Here is a 14993-nt window from a genome sequence, read left to right on the forward strand (position 1 = left end):
CAATCGCGAAGGTCGCGGTAGTCAGGCGTCGTGCTTGGGGAGGCGCTTGGCGTGGTCTTTCTCGGCGTCCGCCTCGCCGTCGCGAGCCGGCTTTGCCTCGCCCTTGGCGCAGCGGGCGCGGTATCGATCGCTTGTCGGATGTGGGGGCGCTCCATTGCGGGAGCTTTTGGTTTCAAGGCGGGTGATGAAAATGTCGAAGCGATTGGGCATCGTCTGGTCAGTGCTCCATCGTGCTGCCGGTGACGGTCGAGGGCTCGATCTCGAGCTTGGTTGCCTTTGACGGACGACGCTTTCGTGGCTTTTTAGCCGAGCCGGCGCCGGCTTTGGCAGGCAGGCCCTTGTCCTTTCGCACGGCAAAGCGCTTGCGGCCTGCATAGTAGGGTTCGAAAACGTCCTGTATCTTGAGGCTGTCCATCCTGCTCCTCCCGAGATCAGGCATAAATCCGCCGGGCACGGTTTCGTTCCGCAGTGTGGCAAAGGCATGACAGCCGCGTCACTTCGGCATGGGTTTTGCAACCCGGCGTGAGCCGTGCCAAACAGGGCCGAATGCATTCAAGGTCAGAGCCTGACGGGGGACACCGGTGACCGGCGAGTCGGCAAAACGCAGCTACGTGATCGGCCAGACCGAGATACCGGCCCGGCCGCTCGAGCCGGCGCTCTACCTGGTGGCGACGCCGATCGGCAATCTCGCCGACATCACATTACGCGCGCTTGAAACGCTCGCCGCCGCCGACATCGTCGCCTGCGAGGACACGCGTGTCAGTCGCGTGCTGCTCGACCGCTACGGCATCCGCCGCCGCACCACTGCGTATCATGAGCACAATGCCGGCGAGGCCGGCCCAAAGCTGATCGCAGCCTTGCTGGCAGGGCAGAGCGTGGCGCTGGTCTCGGACGCCGGCACACCGCTGATCTCCGATCCGGGCTACCGACTGGTAGGCGAAGCGCTCGACCAGGGCATTCGCGTCGTGCCGATCCCCGGCCCGTCGGCGCCGCTCGCGGCGCTGACGGCCTCCGGCCTGCCCCCCGACGCCTTCCTGTTCGCCGGCTTCCTGCCGGTGAAGACCGGCCAGCGGCTGACGCGGCTGGAAGCGCTTAAAACCGTGCCGGCGACGCTGATCTTCTTCGAATCGCCGCGCCGGCTGGCCGAGACGCTCGGTGCCATGGTCGAGGCGCTGGGTGGCGCCCGCAAGGCCGCGATCGGTCGCGAGTTGACCAAGACCTTCGAGGAGATACGGACCGGCAGCTTGCAGTCGCTCGCCGATCATTACGCGGCGGCCGACACGCCGAAGGGCGAGATCGTCATCTGCGTCGGCCCGTCGGACGCAACGGCCGACGAACCGGCCGACATCGACCGGCTTCTGCTTTCGCTTGCCGCCGAGATGCCGGCCTCCAAGGCGGCGGCGGAAGCCGCCAAGATGACCGGTGGCCAGAAGCAGGCGCTTTACCGGCGGCTGCTCGAACTCAAGGATAGTGGGAAAGAGGGCGATGGCTGAACGCCCGGTCGCCAGCCGCCAGCGGGCCTATCGGCGCGGCCACCGCAGCGAATGGCTGGCGGCTGCGGCGTTGATGGTGAAGGGCTATCGGATCCTGGCCCGCCGCCACCGCACGCGGTTCGGCGAGATCGACCTGATCGCGCGGCGCGGCGACCTGGTGCTGATCGTCGAGGTGAAGGCGCGCCGCACGCTGGTGGAAGCGATGGAAGCTATCGCCTACGAATCGGAGCGCCGCATCGAAAGCGCCGCCGATCTCTGGCTGTCGCGCCAGTCCGACTATGGCAGATTGTCGGTGCGCTTCGACATGGTCGCGGTGCTGCCGTGGCGCTGGCCGGTGCATGTCGAGAACGTTTTTTACGGGCGGAGTTGAGGAAGGTCGTCGCCATCCGAATCTTGTGAGACGTCAGCGGGACAGCGCCCCCCTCTGGCCTGCCGGCCATCTCCCCCACGAGGGGGGAGATCGGAAGTTGCGCCATCTTCGCCAACTTCGAACGTTGAAAAAGAGGCGCTGTCGCGAAAACTGCCGATCTCCCCCTCGTGGGGGAGATGTCCGGCAGGACAGAGGGGGCGCGAAGGAACTCGACGGAGTAGTGTGGGGGCAGTCTCTGCACTCACCCCCGGACGAACAGCGCCGCCAGGCCGACGGTGCCGATAACCAGCCGCCACCAGCCGAACAGCGAATAGCCGTGGCGCGAGACGTAGTTGAGCAGGAAGCGCACGACGATAAGCGCCGCGACGAAGGCGGCGATGAAACCGGCGGCGATGATGGGCAGATCGGCGCTGGTCAGCACATTGCGGTTCTTGAACAGGTCGAAGGCGAAGGCGCCGACCATCGTCGGCATGGCGAGAAAGAAGGAGAATTCCGCCGCCGCGCGTTTGTCGACGCCCAGAAGCAGCGCGCCGACGATCGTCGAACCGGAACGCGACGTGCCGGGGATCAGCGAAAGGCATTGGAACAGTCCGATCTGCAGATAGAGCCGGAGCGGAAACCGCTCGACGTCGTGATAGAGCGGCTTCGGCTTGAAGCGATCCACCCACAGCAGGACCAGGCCGCCGATGATCAGCATGACGCAGATCAGCCTCGGCGATTCAAACAGCACCGTCTTGATGAAGCCATGCGCCAGCGCGCCGATGACGGCCGCCGGCAGAAAGGCGACGAGGATGCCGAGAACGAAATGCCGCGTCACCCGATCACGCGGCAGGTCGACCAGCATCTGCCACAGGCGATGGAAATAGACGCTGAGGATCGCCAGTATGGCGCCGAGCTGGATCAGGATCTCGAAGGCCTTGCCGGTCGAATGGAAGCCGAGAAAATGACCGGCAAGCAGGATATGGCCGGTCGACGAGACCGGAATGAACTCGGTCATGCCCTCGATCATGCCGAGCAGCAGCGCTTCGACAATGGTCTGGCTTTCCATGGAAACCTCGGCGTTCGAGTGAGAGCTTTGAAGAACGGCTTGCTTGTCATGGCGCGGAACTCCTCCTATAGGTCGCAGCACCCTGACGGCCCTTTGAATCGGGGCGGCCCCCTGAATCGGGGCGGCCAAGACTTACCGGCGCAGCCGGCGATTTGCCAGTGCGCTCTATTATCGCGGGACCATGCTGACGCTTTTCCACCACCCGATGTTCGCCACCTGCCGCTTCGTTCGCCTCGCTTTCGGCGAGTATGGCGAGGAACTGGCGCTGATCGAGGAAAAGCCGTGGATGCGGCGCAAGGAGTTCCTGGCGCTGAACCCGGCCGGCACGCTGCCGATCCTGCTTGCCGAGGGCGACGTGCCGATCGTCGGCGCCATGGTCATCGGCGAATATCTCGACGAGACGCGCGGCGTGCTCAAGCGCGACAAGCGGCTGTTCGCCGAGGACCCGATGGAGCGCGCGGAAATCCGCCGGCTGACCGACTGGTATCTCAGCAAGGCCGATAGCGAGGTGACGCGGCACCTGGTGCGCGAGCGCGTGCTGAAGCCGATCATGCCGGAAACGGCGGGCGGCGGCTCGCCCGATTCGGCGGCGATCCGCGCCGCGCGCGCCAACATCCGCCAGCACATGAAATACACCAACTGGCTGGCCGGCACCCGCCATTGGCTGGCCGGCAGCAAGGTCACCTATGCCGACCTCGCGGCTGCGGCTGCGCTGTCCGTGCTCGACTATCTCGGCGAGATCGACTGGCGCGAACACGCTGCCGCGCGCGAATGGTATGCACGGGTGAAATCACGGCCATCGTTCCGGCCGCTTTTGTCCGACCGGGTGCGCGGCCTGTCACCGGTGTCACATTATGCGGACCTCGATTTCTAGAGCGCAAAACTTGCGCGCGCTGATCGACCGCGAGGCGCGGCGCGCCGGTTTCGATGCCGTTGCCCTCACCACGCCCGATGCCATCCCGCAGGCGCCGGCCCGGCTTGCCGCATTCGTCGCCGACGGCTTCCACGGCTCGATGGGTTGGATCGCCGAGACGCTCGAACGCCGCGGCGAGCCGATGGCGCTTTGGCCCGAAGTTCGCTCGATCATCGTGCTGGCCATGAACTACGGGCCGGACCACGACCCGCGCGCGGTGCTGGGCAAGCGCCAGCGGGGCGCGATCTCCGTCTATGCGCAGAACCGCGATTATCACGATGTGATGAAGGGCCGGCTGAAAGAGATCGCCGGCAAGATCGTGGGGCACTCTGGGAGCGACGTAAAAGTGTTCGTCGACACCGCCCCGGTGATGGAAAAGCCGCTGGCAGAAGCCGCCGGCCTCGGCTGGCAAGGCAAGCACACCAATCTGGTCAGCCGCGAGCACGGCTCCTGGCTGTTCCTTGGCACCATCTTCACCACCGCCGAGCTTGCATCCGATACGCCCGAAGACGACCATTGCGGCTCTTGCCGCGCCTGTCTCGACGCCTGCCCGACCGACGCCTTTCCGGCTCCCTACCGGCTCGATGCGCGCCGCTGCATCTCTTACCTCACCATCGAGAACAAGGGGCCGATCCCGCACGAGTTCCGCGAAAAAATCGGCAACCGCATCTATGGCTGCGACGATTGCCTGGCCGCCTGCCCATGGAACAAGTTTGCCCGGGCAGCGTCCGAGGCAAAGCTCGTCGCCCGCGCGGACTTGCGCGAGCCGCCGCTCGCCGATCTGTTGGCGCTCGACGACGCTTCCTTCCGGTCGTTCTTTAGCGGTTCGCCGGTCAAGCGCATCGGTCGCGACCGCTTTGTCCGCAACGTGCTGATCGCCGCCGGCAATTCCGGCGAACCCTCGCTCGGAAACGCCGTGCGTGCGCTGCTCGGTGACGCCTCGCCGCTGGTGCGCGGCGCAGCGGTATGGGCGCTGTCACGGCTTGTGCCGGCTTCGGATTTCGCCAAATCGGCCACCGCTGCGGTGAAAGCAGAAGGCGACGAGGCCGTGCGACGCGAATGGCGCCTGGCGCTGGCAAACCAGATCGAGGCGCATGCATGAGCGAGAAGCAGATCCTCATTTTCGGCGCCGGCTATTCGGGCAAGGCATTTGCCCGCGCCAGCAAGGATGCCGGCACGATCCTTGGCACGACACGCGCAGCGGAGAAATTCGAAGCGCTGCGGCAAGCCGGAATCCAGCCGCTGCTTTTCGATGGCGCGCTGACGCTTGAAATCAGCGACGCGCTCGAGAAAACAACCCACCTCGTCGTCTCGGTGGCGCCGGAAGAGGCCGGCGACCCGGTGCTGAATGCGGCGCGCCAGGCAATCGCGAAGATGCCGGCGCTCGAATGGATCGCCTATCTCTCCACCGTCGGCGTCTACGGCGACCATGGCGGCGGCTGGGTCGACGAGACCGCCGAATGCAGGCCGCTGTCGAAGCGCTCGATGCTGCGTGTCGCCGCCGAGCAGGACTGGCTGAAGCTGGGTCGAGACATCGCCCGGCCGGTGGCGATCCTGCGGCTTTCCGGCATTTACGGGCCGGGCCGCAATGCCCTGGTCAATCTGGAAAACGGCACCGCGCGGCGGCTGATCAAGCCCGGCCAGGTGTTCAACCGCATCCATTGCGACGACATTGCCGGGGCGCTCTGGCATCTGCTCGAGGACATCAGCGGCGGCATCTTCAACGTCACCGACGACCTGCCTGCGCCGCCGCAGGACGTCGTCACCTATGCCGCAGGGCTGATGGGCGTCACACCGCCGCCGGAAATTCCGTTCGAGACCGCCCAACTTTCGCCCATGGCGCGGTCCTTCTATGGCGAGAACAAGCGTGTCGCCAACACGGCGATCAAGGCGGCCGGCTATCGCTTCCGCTTTCCCGACTACCGGTCGGCCTTCGACCATATGTGGGTTTTGGGCAACTGGCGCGATGGCGAGGCGCGCAGCCCGATGAAGCGGTCGTGATCGAAATCGCGCGCCGGGCGTGATATGATTCGACCAATTTGCAGAGGGGTTCTGCTTTCATGACGATGTTGAAGCGACCATTGCCCGGCAAATCGCTGCTGCTGAAGCTCGTCGCAACGCGCTTTAGATTTCTGTTTACGCATGTCGTTGTCCCAAAACCGCTGCGCACTTTTGGGCGACATGCATTAGCAGCACTCGCCGTCCTCGCCTTGGCGGGGCTTGCAGCGCGACCTGCGGCGGCCGAGGAACTGGCGAAAAACCTGTTCGGCGCCAAAAAACTGCCGGCCGTGGCTTTGCCGCAGTCGATCGGTTTTTATTCCAAGGGCTGCTTTGCCGGCGGCGTCGCCATACCCCTGAACGGCCCGAAATGGGAGGTGATGCGGCCTTCGCGCAACCGCCGCTGGGGCCATCCGACGATGATCGCGCTGATCGAGAGACTGTCGCGCGACGCCGCGGCCGATGGCTGGCCCGGCCTTTTGGTGGGCGACATTTCGCAGCCGCGCGGCGGTCCGATGCTGACCGGCCATGCCTCGCACCAGATCGGCCTCGACGCCGACATCTGGCTGACGCCAATGCCCGACCGCAAGCTTTCGCTCGAGCAGCGCGAAAACATGAGCGCCACCTTGCTTGTCGACGAAAAGACCCATTTGGTTAAAGATGCGCTCTGGGCGCCGGCGCATACGCGGCTGCTGAAGCGCGCGGCAAGCTATGCGGAAGTCGAGCGCATCCTGGTCAATCCCGGCATCAAGAAGAAGCTCTGCGACACGGTGAAAGGCGACCGTGGATGGCTGCGCAAGGTAAGGCCGTTCTGGGGCCACGACTATCACTTCCACATCCGCATCGGCTGCCAGCCCGGCTCGCCCAAATGCAAGGCGCAGGAAAACACCGCGCCAGGCGACGGCTGCGACCAGTCGCTGGCATGGTGGTTCACCGAGGAGCCGTGGCGCCCCAACAAGAACCCGGACAGGCCGAAAGCGCGCGACCTGATGACGATGGCCAGCCTGCCCGCAGCATGCCAGGCCGTGCTCGACGGGCCAAATCCGGCTTCGGCGGAGGCGGTCACCTATTATGGCGACTATCATGGCGACGGGGTGCCGGTCGCGGCTGCACCCGTTCTCACCAAGGCTCCGTCGCCGGCGCGGGCATCGGCAAGCGGCGCGGCAGCCCTCCCGGCCACGGCCAACGCCTACGCCGAAACGCCCGAGATCGGCATTCCGCTGCCGCGACCCCGGCCGGGGTATTGAGGCCAACAACCAACTGTTGGGGTCGGCGCCGCCCCTCATTGCCCTGCCGGGCATTTCTCCCCGTATAGCGACGGGGCTGGCCGCTGCCTTCGCGCCCTGCCTGCGACGCTGGTGATTGGCGAAACCGGTGACAAGAGCGTCCCTCTCCCCGTCCCTATACGGGGAGAGGGTGCCGGCAGGCAGGTGAGGGGCAGCGCCAACGCTGAATGAGGTTAGTACGAAATTCGGACCGGAAGTGATTGCTCCGGAACTGACCCTGAAGCGACTTTCCCTTTCCCGGGTCATGCGGTAGTCAACGAAAGAACGGAACGCCACTGGGAACCGGGACGGACGAGAGCATGCCAGACGACGACACCGTGCTGCAGTTTCCGGTCCTGATCGGCGACATTGGCGGCACCAATGCGCGCTTTTCGATCGTGCTCGACGCGGATTCGGAATCAACCGAACCGCAGATCGTCCAGACCGCCAATTTCAACACGATCGACGCGGCGATCCAGGCGGCGGTGCTCGACCGCTCGTCGATGCGGCCCAACTCCGCCGTGCTGGCGGTGGCCGGCCCGGTCGACAGCGACGAGATCCCGCTCACCAACTGCCCGTGGATCGTCAAGCCGAAAAAAATGTTTGCCAGCCTCGGCCTCGGCGACGTCGTGGTGCTCAATGATTTCGAGGCGCAGGCGCTGGCCGTCGTGGCGCTCGGCGAAGAGCATATGGAAAAGATCGGCGGCGATGCGCCGGAGCCGAATGCCGGGCGCGTGGTGCTCGGCCCCGGGACCGGGCTTGGCGTCGCCGGCCTGGTGCACGCGCTGAACCACTGGATCCCGGTGCCCGGCGAGGGCGGGCACATGGATATCGGGCCGCGCTCGCCGCGCGATTTCCAGGTGTTTGCGCATATCGAGAAGCTCGAGGGCAGAATCTCCGGCGAACAGATCCTGTCCGGGCGCGGCCTGGTCAATGCCTACCGGGCGGTGGCCAAGGCGGACGGCAAGCCGGCGCCGTTGACCACGCCGGCCGAGGTCACCGCCGCGGCGCTGGCGAAGTCAGATCCGGTGGCCGAGGAAGCGCTGTCGCTGTTCGTCACCTGCCTGGGGCGCACCGCCGGCGACCTTGCGCTGGTGTTCATGAGCCGCGGCGGCGTCTTCCTGACCGGCGGCATCGCGCAGAAAATCCTGCCGGCGCTGAAAACCGGCAATTTCCGCGCCGCCTTCGAGGACAAGGCGCCGCACAGCGAGTTGATGCGCACCATGCCGGTCTATGTGATCACCCATCCGCTGGCAGCGCTTTCCGGCCTTGCCGCCTTTGCCAGAAACCCATCTCTGTTCGGCGTCCAGACGGCGGGGCGACGCTGGCGGGCGTGACCCCACAGAGTTTTTGCCGGCCTCGGCCATAGGCAAGCCGGCACCGGGGCGCTAAGAGGATTGCCGAATTAACCCGGCCGCGGAGCCGGACCGACATCACGGAACGATCCCGACTTGAACCAGTCGCTAAACCACCAAGCCAAAGCCCGGCCCGGCGAGGTCGTGGCGGTGATCCGCCGCATTCTCGCCGAGAACGGCCGCGACTATCGCTGGTATTATGCTCTGGCCGTTCTGTGCCTGGTGATGGTTGCGGCCACGACCGCCTTCACCGCCTGGATCATGAAGGATGTCGTCGACCAGATATTCTACCAGCAGCGCGGCGATCTCATCGCGCTGATCTGCTTGTTGATCCTGGGCGCCTTCATGCTGCGCGGGCTGGCCACCTACGGCCAGGCGGTGACGCTGGCCAGGATCGGCAACAATCTGGTGGCGCGCTACCAGCGCCGCATCTTCGCCCATCTGATGAAGCTCGGCATCGATTTCTTCAACGACACGCGCTCGGGACGGCTGGCCGCCCAGATCAACGAGAACGTCAACGGCATCCGTGACCTGCTGTCGATGACGCTGACATCGTTGGCACGCGACGCCGTATCGCTGATCGCGCTGATCGGCGTCATGATCTGGCAGGATCCGATGCTGTCGCTGATGTCGCTGCTGATCGGGCCGCCGCTGATCTACACCGTCGTCTATCTGACCCGCAGGATAAGGCGCGCCACCCGCGAAGCCGTGCAGATAAACGCGCGGCTGATCGGCGCCATGCAGGAAGCAACGCAAGGCATCGCCATCGTCAAAGCGTTCACGCTGGAGAACGAGCTGTCGCGCCGCATCAGCGATCTTGTCGCCAGCGCCGAGCAGCGGGCAAACCGCATCGCCCGCGTCTCGGAACGGTTATCGCCGATCTCCGACATGCTGGCCGGCTTCGCCGTCGCCGGCGTCATCGCCTATTCCGGCTACCGGGCAGCCGTCGGCGGCCAGCCGCCCGGCGCGGTGTTTTCCTTCATCACCGCGCTGCTGCTTGCCTACGACCCGGCCCGGCGGCTGGCGCGCATGCAGGTCGGCATGGAACGGGCGCTGGTCAATGCGCGCATGATCTACGAGTTGCTCGACCTCGAGCCGCAGCAGGGCGACGCGCCCGGCGCGGCCGAAGTGAAGATCACCCGTGGCGAGGTGCGCTTCAACAATGTGTCGTTCGGCTATGTCGCCGACGCCCCGGTGCTGCAGGATCTCAGCTTCGTTGCCGCCGCCGGCAAGATGACGGCCATCGTCGGCGCCTCGGGCGCCGGCAAATCGACGCTGGTGGCGCTGCTGCAGCGTTTTTACGATGTCGAGGCGGGCAGCATCGAGGTCGACGGCCAGGACATTTCGCAAGTCACCAAGCAGTCGCTGCGCCGCTCCATCGCCTATGTCTCGCAGCAGCCCTATCTGTTCGAAGGCAGCATTCGTGACAACATTCGCTACGGGCGGCTGAGCGCCAGCGACGCCGAGATCGAGCTGGCCGCGCAACAGGCCGAGGCCGATGGCTTCATCCGCCAGCAGCCGCAGGGCTATGACACCCCTGTCGGCGAAGGCGGCCTGACGCTGTCGGGTGGCCAGCGCCAACGCCTGTCGATCGCTCGCGCCATCGTGCGGCAGGCGCCGATCCTGCTGCTCGACGAGGCGACCTCGGCGCTCGACAACGAAGCGGAAGCGCGCGTCCAGCAGGCGCTGACCCAGATCATGGCGGGGCGCACGACCATCGTCATTGCGCACCGGCTGTCGACCGTGGTCAATGCCGACCATATCATCGTGCTGGACCAGGGCCGGCTGGTCGAGCAAGGCACGCATGCCTCGCTGATGGCCGACCCGCACAGCGTCTATGCCCGGTTCCATCGGGTGCAGGGCAACAAGGGGCTGGGGCTTGTCGACGACGGCAAGCCAATCCAAACTCCGCTGCGGCGCGCGAAAAAGGCGATTGGGAGAAATTTATGAGCGGTACGCCCACAAACGACCCCCCCGTCAGTGAAATGGGCCTGGTGGTGGTCGGCGCGGCCGGTCGCATGGGCCAGGCGCTGATCCGCGCAATCCACACCATTCCGGGCGCCCGCGTCGCCGGCGCGATCGAGCGGGCCGGCTCGCCGCATCTCGGCAAGGATGCCGGCGAGCTGGCCGGCATCGGCACTATCTGCGTGGTGATCGGCGACGATCCGCTGCCGGCCTTCGCCAGGGCCGACGGCGTCCTCGATTTCACCAGCCCGGCGGCGACCGTCGAATTCGCCGGCTATGCGGCGCAGGCGCGCATCGCCCATGTAATCGGCACCACCGGCTGCTCGGCGGACGACAATGCAAAGATAGCGGCGGCGGCGCGCCATGCGACGATCGTCAAGTCAGGCAATATGAGCCTCGGCGTCAATCTGCTGGCGGTGCTGGTGGAGCAGGCGGCGCGCGCGCTCGATGCCGACGATTTCGATATCGAGATCCTGGAAATGCATCACCGGCACAAGGTCGATGCGCCGTCGGGAACGGCGCTGCTGCTCGGTGAAGCCGCCGCCGCCGGGCGCGGCATCGACCTTGACGGGAACAGCGTGCGGTCGCGCGACGGCCATACGGGCGTGCGCAAGACCGGCTCGATCGGCTTCGCCACGCTGCGCGGCGGTTCGGTGGTCGGCGACCACAGTGTTCTGCTGGCCGGCACCGGCGAGCGCATCACGCTCGCCCATCACGCCGAGGACCGGGCGATCTTCGCCCGCGGCGCGGTCAAGGCCGCACTGTGGGCGCGCGGCAGGAAGCCGGGACTGTATTCGATGCGCGACGTGCTCCGACTCGCCTGAGACGATCTCATTCACCAAACCTAAGGAGCAAAAATGTCGGGAACTCTCGTGCTCGTGCGCCATGGCCAGAGCGAATGGAACCTGAAGAACCTTTTCACCGGCTGGCGCGACGTCGACCTGACCGAATTGGGCCACGCCGAGGCCAGGGAGGCGGGCGCCAAGCTGAAGGCGCGCGGCATGAAATTCGACATCGCCTTCACCTCGTCGCTGATCCGGGCGCAGAAGACCTGCCAGCATATTCTCGACGCCGTCGGCCAGAGCGATCTCGAGACCATCCGCGACCAGGCGCTGAACGAGCGCGACTATGGCGATCTCTCCGGCCTCAACAAGGACGACGCGCGCCAGAAATGGGGCGAGGAGCAGGTGCATGTCTGGCGCCGCTCCTACGACGTGCCGCCGCCCGGCGGCGAAAGCCTGAAGGACACCGGCGCGCGCGTCTGGCCCTATTATCTGCACGACCTGCAGCCGCATGTGCTGCGCGGCGGCACAGTCCTGGTCGCGGCGCACGGCAATTCGCTGCGCGCGCTGATCATGGCGCTGGACGGCAAGTCGGGCGAGGAGATCGTCAGGCTGGAGCTCGGCACCGGCGTGCCGGTCATCTACAAGCTCAACGCCGATTCGACGGTGGCATCCAAGGAAGTGCTGGCCGGCTGAGCCGGCGGGGCAGCTTTCAAAAAAGCGCGTTGACACTCACCGTTTGCCCGCCTAAAGAGCCCGCACCAGCCCAGATGGCGGAATTGGTAGACGCGCACGGTTCAGGTCCGTGTTCCGCAAGGAGTGGAGGTTCGAGTCCTCTTCTGGGCACCAATCCCTTTGTAAGCTCTTGATTCCCTGGAAACCTTAGGTTTCCGGGTCATCAGCTGCCACACAAAGGTGCAGTCGCCTTGCGAATGACCTCACCCAACAAGGCGTCCTGATACGCCCCCTGGTTCGTAAGGCGCATGCCTGCGGATATCTCCAAGGTTGGCGCGCTGCGGCCGCGGTTGTGAGCATCTTCCCATACGGAATGTCATCGAGTAGCGTGCAGGGGCGGCATGTGACGGCGCTCTCCTTGGCGAATGCACTGCTGCACCTTCAGCAGCTGCCGTCAGAAGATGGGGCTGGTGTCACAACCCGGTGCTTGCCGTGACAGATTGTTCCCGTCCCGGTTCTTTTCGGCACCGAAACGAGGGGAAAGAAATGCACAACCGATTTCGGCGGTGCCTGCGGAGAATGTCGCTGGCGGCATTGACGATGCTGGCGGTTCCGGTCCACGCGGCTGATCTCGTCATTGCAATGCCGAACTGGCCGTCGGGCCAGGCGACGGCAAACATTCTCAAGGTCAGCCTGAAGCAACATTTCGGGCTCGATGCCGATGTGCGCGAGATGGGGACGCTCATTGCCTTTGCCGGCCTCGATTCGGGCGAGGTGGATATTCATCCCGAAATCTGGCTGCCCAACCTGGACAATCTGGTGAAGAAGTATGTCGACGGCGCCGGCACGGTAGCCATCAGTCCCATCGGTGTGCCGGCATGGCAGGGCATATGCGCCACCCGCGAAACTGCCGACAAATTTGGCATCCGCGACATTTCGGATCTCACCGACCCGCGCAAAACCGCCGCGTTGGACACGGATCGGGACGGACGCGGAGAACTCTGGATTGGCGCCGAGGGTTGGTCCTCGACGGCGATCGAGCGTGTCCGCGCCAACAGCTATGGCTACGCCGAGACAATGACATTGCTGGAGACGCCGGAGGATGTCGGAATGGCGGCTGTCGATGCCGCGGTTGCCACGGCTCATCCGATGGTGTTTGCCTGCTATGCGCCGCATCACGTGTTTGAACTGCACGAAATTGTCCGGCTTGCCGAGCCGCCTTTTGACCCGGCAAAGTGGAAGATCGTGCTGCCTTCCGAGGACCCGCTCTGGGTCTCGAAGTCCAGCGCGCCGGTGTCATGGGATACGGCACATTTCCACATCGCTTACGCCACCTCGCTGCGCAAGAAATATCCTGAGGTGGTCGCGTTCCTGGAACGGGTCGCCCTCAAGCCCGAGGACGCCACCAAGATGAGTTATGCGCTCCAGGTGGAGCGCCAGGATCCTTACGAGTACGCCAAACAATGGGTCGCCGCGCAGGGCGCTCGGGTGCAAGGGTGGGCAAATCCATGACCGGAAAGCTGACGATCGCGGGACGCACCGCTCTCCAGCGGCGCTGCCTGACGGCAATTGTCGCGGTAGCGCTCGGTCTTGTCGCGGTGGCGGCGCTGGCTGCCGGAACCCAGGTTTTCGATCCGAAAACCCGCAAATGGGTGGACTATGACCGCGCCAAGGCGCGCAAATACTATGCCGCGCATAATCAAGTGCCAGAGGCGTTTCGCCCGCAGATGGTCAAGTTCCGCACCGCGGAAGCGCCCGGTACGATCATCATCGACGGCAACCAGCATTTTCTCTACCTTGTGCAGCCGGGTCAGCGCGCCATGCGCTACGGTATTGGCGTCGGCCGGGAAGGCTTTGGATGGGCCGGAATCGTGCGCGTCGGCCGCATGGCGGAATGGCCGACCTGGACGCCGCCGGCCGAAATGGTCGCTCGCGATCCGAATGCTGTCAAACATGCGGGAGGCATGCCGGGAGGGCCCGACAACCCGCTCGGCGCCAGGGCGCTCTATCTGTATGAGCGCGACCAGGACACGATCTACCGGATACACGGCACGCCGGAGCCGTGGACGATCGGGCTCGACGTGTCATCAGGCTGCATCCGGATGCGGAACGACGACATCACCGACCTGGCATCGCGCGTCAAGGTTGGGGCCAAGGTCATCGTTCTCATGCAGGGGGCGGCACTTTACAAGGGTGTTTGAAGCCGGGGTGTTTGAAGCCGGGGTGTGTGAAGCCGGGGTGTGTGAAGCGGCATTCGGAGAGGGACAAGCAATGTCGGCAAAACCTGCAGTGAGAACTTCGATCCGGGCAACAGCAATTGGGTTCCTGGCGGGGGCCTTGAGCGCTTGCGTCAGCACGCCGCCGCCGCCGCCGCCTCAGGACCAGATGTCCAGGACCCAGGTCGAGACGGCCCCGGCCGACCTTCAGCTGCTTTGCGCCGACGCAGCCGCCAAGGCGAGCGGTGCCGACAGCAGCAAAATACTTCCGGTTTCGTCGAGCAAGATCGATTCGACAACCTATCGAGTCGAACTCGATGCCAGTGGCAAGAAGACAAGCTGCCTTGTCGATACCGAAGGCAATGTCAAATCCGTTCAGCCCACCTGATCCGCTCTGGTCGAAGGATTTTGCGGCGATCTGACGATTGCCGCGAACGTGGCGTCGGCTTCGGACGTGACGATTGGTGGCGACCAGCCGCGGCGAGGTTCAGACACTAGGAGAAAAAGCCCGGCCGACGGCAGCGTGTCTCAACCCAGCGGCATCGTCGCGATTGGCAGGTTCGGGCATTCGCTGTACCATTCCTGCGCCGGTCGGCGAAATTGCGCGTTCCGGCAAGGGAGAAACGTCCATGTTACGATCAATTTCGCTCGCGGTTTTCCTGGCGGTCGTTCCTGCGGCAGCCTTTGCAAATTCATGCCCGACCATCATGGCCGCGATCGACGCGGCGTTGCCGACCGCGACGCTGGCCGAGGCCGACATGAACAAAGTCAAGGAACTGCGCGCCCAAGGCGAGAAATTGCACGCCGCCGGCGATCATGCAGGGTCGGAGGCTGCGCTCAACCAAGCCAAGTCGATGCTCGGCATATAATTGCTCCCCCTTCTCCCCCTGTGGGAGAAGGTGGCCGCGAAGCG

General features: G+C 65.0%; 17 protein-coding genes and 1 tRNA gene. 15 read left to right on the plus strand and 3 right to left on the minus strand.

What is annotated here, in order from left to right:
- Window positions 1–21: 21 nt before the first annotated feature.
- Together AC0L28_RS31795 and AC0L28_RS31800 are read right to left on the minus strand one after the other, a co-directional pair.
- A complete protein-coding gene (locus AC0L28_RS31795) occupies window positions 22–210 on the minus strand; it encodes a hypothetical protein (protein WP_473482334.1) in 189 nt (62 codons plus the stop codon).
- 7 nt (window positions 211–217) lie between these two features.
- Complete coding sequence (locus tag AC0L28_RS31800) at window positions 218–415, minus strand: hypothetical protein (RefSeq protein ID WP_473482335.1); 198 nt, start codon at window positions 413–415, stop codon at window positions 218–220.
- Window positions 416–581: 166 nt separating this feature from the next.
- Here AC0L28_RS31800 and rsmI point away from each other — a divergent pair, with 166 nt between their 5' ends.
- Both rsmI and AC0L28_RS31810 read left to right on the plus strand, forming a co-directional pair.
- A complete protein-coding gene (gene rsmI / locus AC0L28_RS31805) occupies window positions 582–1493 on the plus strand; it encodes a 16S rRNA (cytidine(1402)-2'-O)-methyltransferase (protein ID WP_473482336.1) in 912 nt (303 codons plus the stop codon).
- A complete protein-coding gene (locus tag AC0L28_RS31810) occupies window positions 1486–1863 on the plus strand; it encodes a YraN family protein (protein ID WP_473482337.1) in 378 nt (125 codons plus the stop codon). Before rsmI ends, AC0L28_RS31810 begins: the two co-directional genes overlap by 8 nt.
- A 241-nt stretch (window positions 1864–2104) precedes the next feature.
- Here AC0L28_RS31810 and AC0L28_RS31815 read toward each other — a convergent pair whose 3' ends face one another.
- The gene (locus tag AC0L28_RS31815) at window positions 2105–2911 is read right to left on the minus strand and encodes an undecaprenyl-diphosphate phosphatase (protein ID WP_023803684.1); all 807 of its coding nucleotides are present in this window, start codon (window positions 2909–2911) and stop codon (window positions 2105–2107) included.
- Between the two features lie 181 nt (window positions 2912–3092).
- Here AC0L28_RS31815 and AC0L28_RS31820 point away from each other — a divergent pair, with 181 nt between their 5' ends.
- The 13 genes from AC0L28_RS31820 (at window position 3093) to AC0L28_RS31880 (ending at window position 14949) form a co-directional block, all read left to right on the plus strand.
- Entirely contained in the window at window positions 3093–3785 is a 693-nt protein-coding gene (locus tag AC0L28_RS31820) for a glutathione S-transferase family protein (RefSeq protein WP_128169289.1), read from the plus strand.
- Complete coding sequence (queG, locus tag AC0L28_RS31825) at window positions 3766–4926, plus strand: tRNA epoxyqueuosine(34) reductase QueG (protein ID WP_473482340.1); 1161 nt, start codon at window positions 3766–3768, stop codon at window positions 4924–4926. Before AC0L28_RS31820 ends, queG begins: the two co-directional genes overlap by 20 nt.
- The gene (locus tag AC0L28_RS31830; RefSeq protein WP_473482342.1) at window positions 4923–5825 is read left to right on the plus strand and encodes an SDR family oxidoreductase; all 903 of its coding nucleotides are present in this window, start codon (window positions 4923–4925) and stop codon (window positions 5823–5825) included. The genes queG and AC0L28_RS31830 overlap by 4 nt, the downstream gene beginning before the upstream one ends.
- Before the next feature lie 59 nt (window positions 5826–5884).
- Window positions 5885–7069 carry a penicillin-insensitive murein endopeptidase gene (gene mepA, locus AC0L28_RS31835; protein ID WP_473482344.1) on the plus strand — a complete coding sequence of 395 codons (1185 nt, stop codon included), beginning with the start codon at window positions 5885–5887 and terminating at the stop codon, window positions 7067–7069.
- 338 nt (window positions 7070–7407) lie between these two features.
- Window positions 7408–8424: a glucokinase gene (locus tag AC0L28_RS31840; RefSeq protein WP_287225135.1), complete on the plus strand. Its 1017-nt coding sequence runs from the start codon at window positions 7408–7410 to the stop codon at window positions 8422–8424.
- Between the two features lie 114 nt (window positions 8425–8538).
- The gene (locus tag AC0L28_RS31845) at window positions 8539–10392 is read left to right on the plus strand and encodes an ABC transporter ATP-binding protein (protein WP_473482346.1); all 1854 of its coding nucleotides are present in this window, start codon (window positions 8539–8541) and stop codon (window positions 10390–10392) included.
- The gene (gene dapB / locus AC0L28_RS31850) at window positions 10389–11231 is read left to right on the plus strand and encodes a 4-hydroxy-tetrahydrodipicolinate reductase (protein ID WP_473482348.1); all 843 of its coding nucleotides are present in this window, start codon (window positions 10389–10391) and stop codon (window positions 11229–11231) included. The genes AC0L28_RS31845 and dapB overlap by 4 nt, the downstream gene beginning before the upstream one ends.
- Window positions 11232–11264: 33 nt before the next feature.
- On the plus strand, window positions 11265–11885 hold the full coding sequence (locus tag AC0L28_RS31855) for a 2,3-bisphosphoglycerate-dependent phosphoglycerate mutase (protein WP_023803692.1): 621 nt from the start codon (window positions 11265–11267) through the stop codon (window positions 11883–11885).
- A gap of 68 nt (window positions 11886–11953) precedes the next feature.
- Window positions 11954–12038, plus strand: a tRNA-Leu gene (locus AC0L28_RS31860).
- A gap of 405 nt (window positions 12039–12443) precedes the next feature.
- Window positions 12444–13376, plus strand: a complete 933-nt coding sequence (locus AC0L28_RS31865) for an ABC transporter substrate-binding protein (RefSeq protein WP_287221593.1) — start codon at window positions 12444–12446, stop codon at window positions 13374–13376.
- Window positions 13373–14065, plus strand: coding sequence for a L,D-transpeptidase (locus AC0L28_RS31870; protein WP_287065731.1), 693 nt, complete (start codon window positions 13373–13375; stop codon window positions 14063–14065). The genes AC0L28_RS31865 and AC0L28_RS31870 overlap by 4 nt, the downstream gene beginning before the upstream one ends.
- Window positions 14058–14468 carry a hypothetical protein gene (locus tag AC0L28_RS31875; RefSeq protein WP_473482350.1) on the plus strand — a complete coding sequence of 137 codons (411 nt, stop codon included), beginning with the start codon at window positions 14058–14060 and terminating at the stop codon, window positions 14466–14468. The genes AC0L28_RS31870 and AC0L28_RS31875 overlap by 8 nt, the downstream gene beginning before the upstream one ends.
- A gap of 241 nt (window positions 14469–14709) precedes the next feature.
- Entirely contained in the window at window positions 14710–14949 is a 240-nt protein-coding gene (locus AC0L28_RS31880) for a hypothetical protein (protein ID WP_023803696.1), read from the plus strand.
- Window positions 14950–14993 lie beyond the last annotated feature (44 nt).

The sequence above is a fragment of the Mesorhizobium sp. WSM4847 genome (assembly GCF_055811335.1).

Coding starts and splice junctions, on each gene's coding strand:
- AC0L28_RS31795 (WP_473482334.1), bottom strand. CDS start 210: ATGCCCAATCGCTTCGACATTTTCATCACCCGCCTTGAAACCAAAAGC.
- queG (WP_473482340.1), top strand. CDS start 3,766: ATGCGGACCTCGATTTCTAGAGCGCAAAACTTGCGCGCGCTGATCGAC.
- AC0L28_RS31840 (WP_287225135.1), top strand. CDS start 7,408: ATGCCAGACGACGACACCGTGCTGCAGTTTCCGGTCCTGATCGGCGAC.
- AC0L28_RS31800 (WP_473482335.1), bottom strand. CDS start 415: ATGGACAGCCTCAAGATACAGGACGTTTTCGAACCCTACTATGCAGGC.
- AC0L28_RS31815 (WP_023803684.1), bottom strand. CDS start 2,911: ATGGAAAGCCAGACCATTGTCGAAGCGCTGCTGCTCGGCATGATCGAG.
- mepA (WP_473482344.1), top strand. CDS start 5,885: ATGACGATGTTGAAGCGACCATTGCCCGGCAAATCGCTGCTGCTGAAG.
- AC0L28_RS31820 (WP_128169289.1), top strand. CDS start 3,093: ATGCTGACGCTTTTCCACCACCCGATGTTCGCCACCTGCCGCTTCGTT.
- AC0L28_RS31810 (WP_473482337.1), top strand. CDS start 1,486: ATGGCTGAACGCCCGGTCGCCAGCCGCCAGCGGGCCTATCGGCGCGGC.
- AC0L28_RS31855 (WP_023803692.1), top strand. CDS start 11,265: ATGTCGGGAACTCTCGTGCTCGTGCGCCATGGCCAGAGCGAATGGAAC.
- AC0L28_RS31830 (WP_473482342.1), top strand. CDS start 4,923: ATGAGCGAGAAGCAGATCCTCATTTTCGGCGCCGGCTATTCGGGCAAG.
- dapB (WP_473482348.1), top strand. CDS start 10,389: ATGAGCGGTACGCCCACAAACGACCCCCCCGTCAGTGAAATGGGCCTG.
- AC0L28_RS31865 (WP_287221593.1), top strand. CDS start 12,444: ATGTCGCTGGCGGCATTGACGATGCTGGCGGTTCCGGTCCACGCGGCT.
- AC0L28_RS31880 (WP_023803696.1), top strand. CDS start 14,710: ATGTTACGATCAATTTCGCTCGCGGTTTTCCTGGCGGTCGTTCCTGCG.
- AC0L28_RS31870 (WP_287065731.1), top strand. CDS start 13,373: ATGACCGGAAAGCTGACGATCGCGGGACGCACCGCTCTCCAGCGGCGC.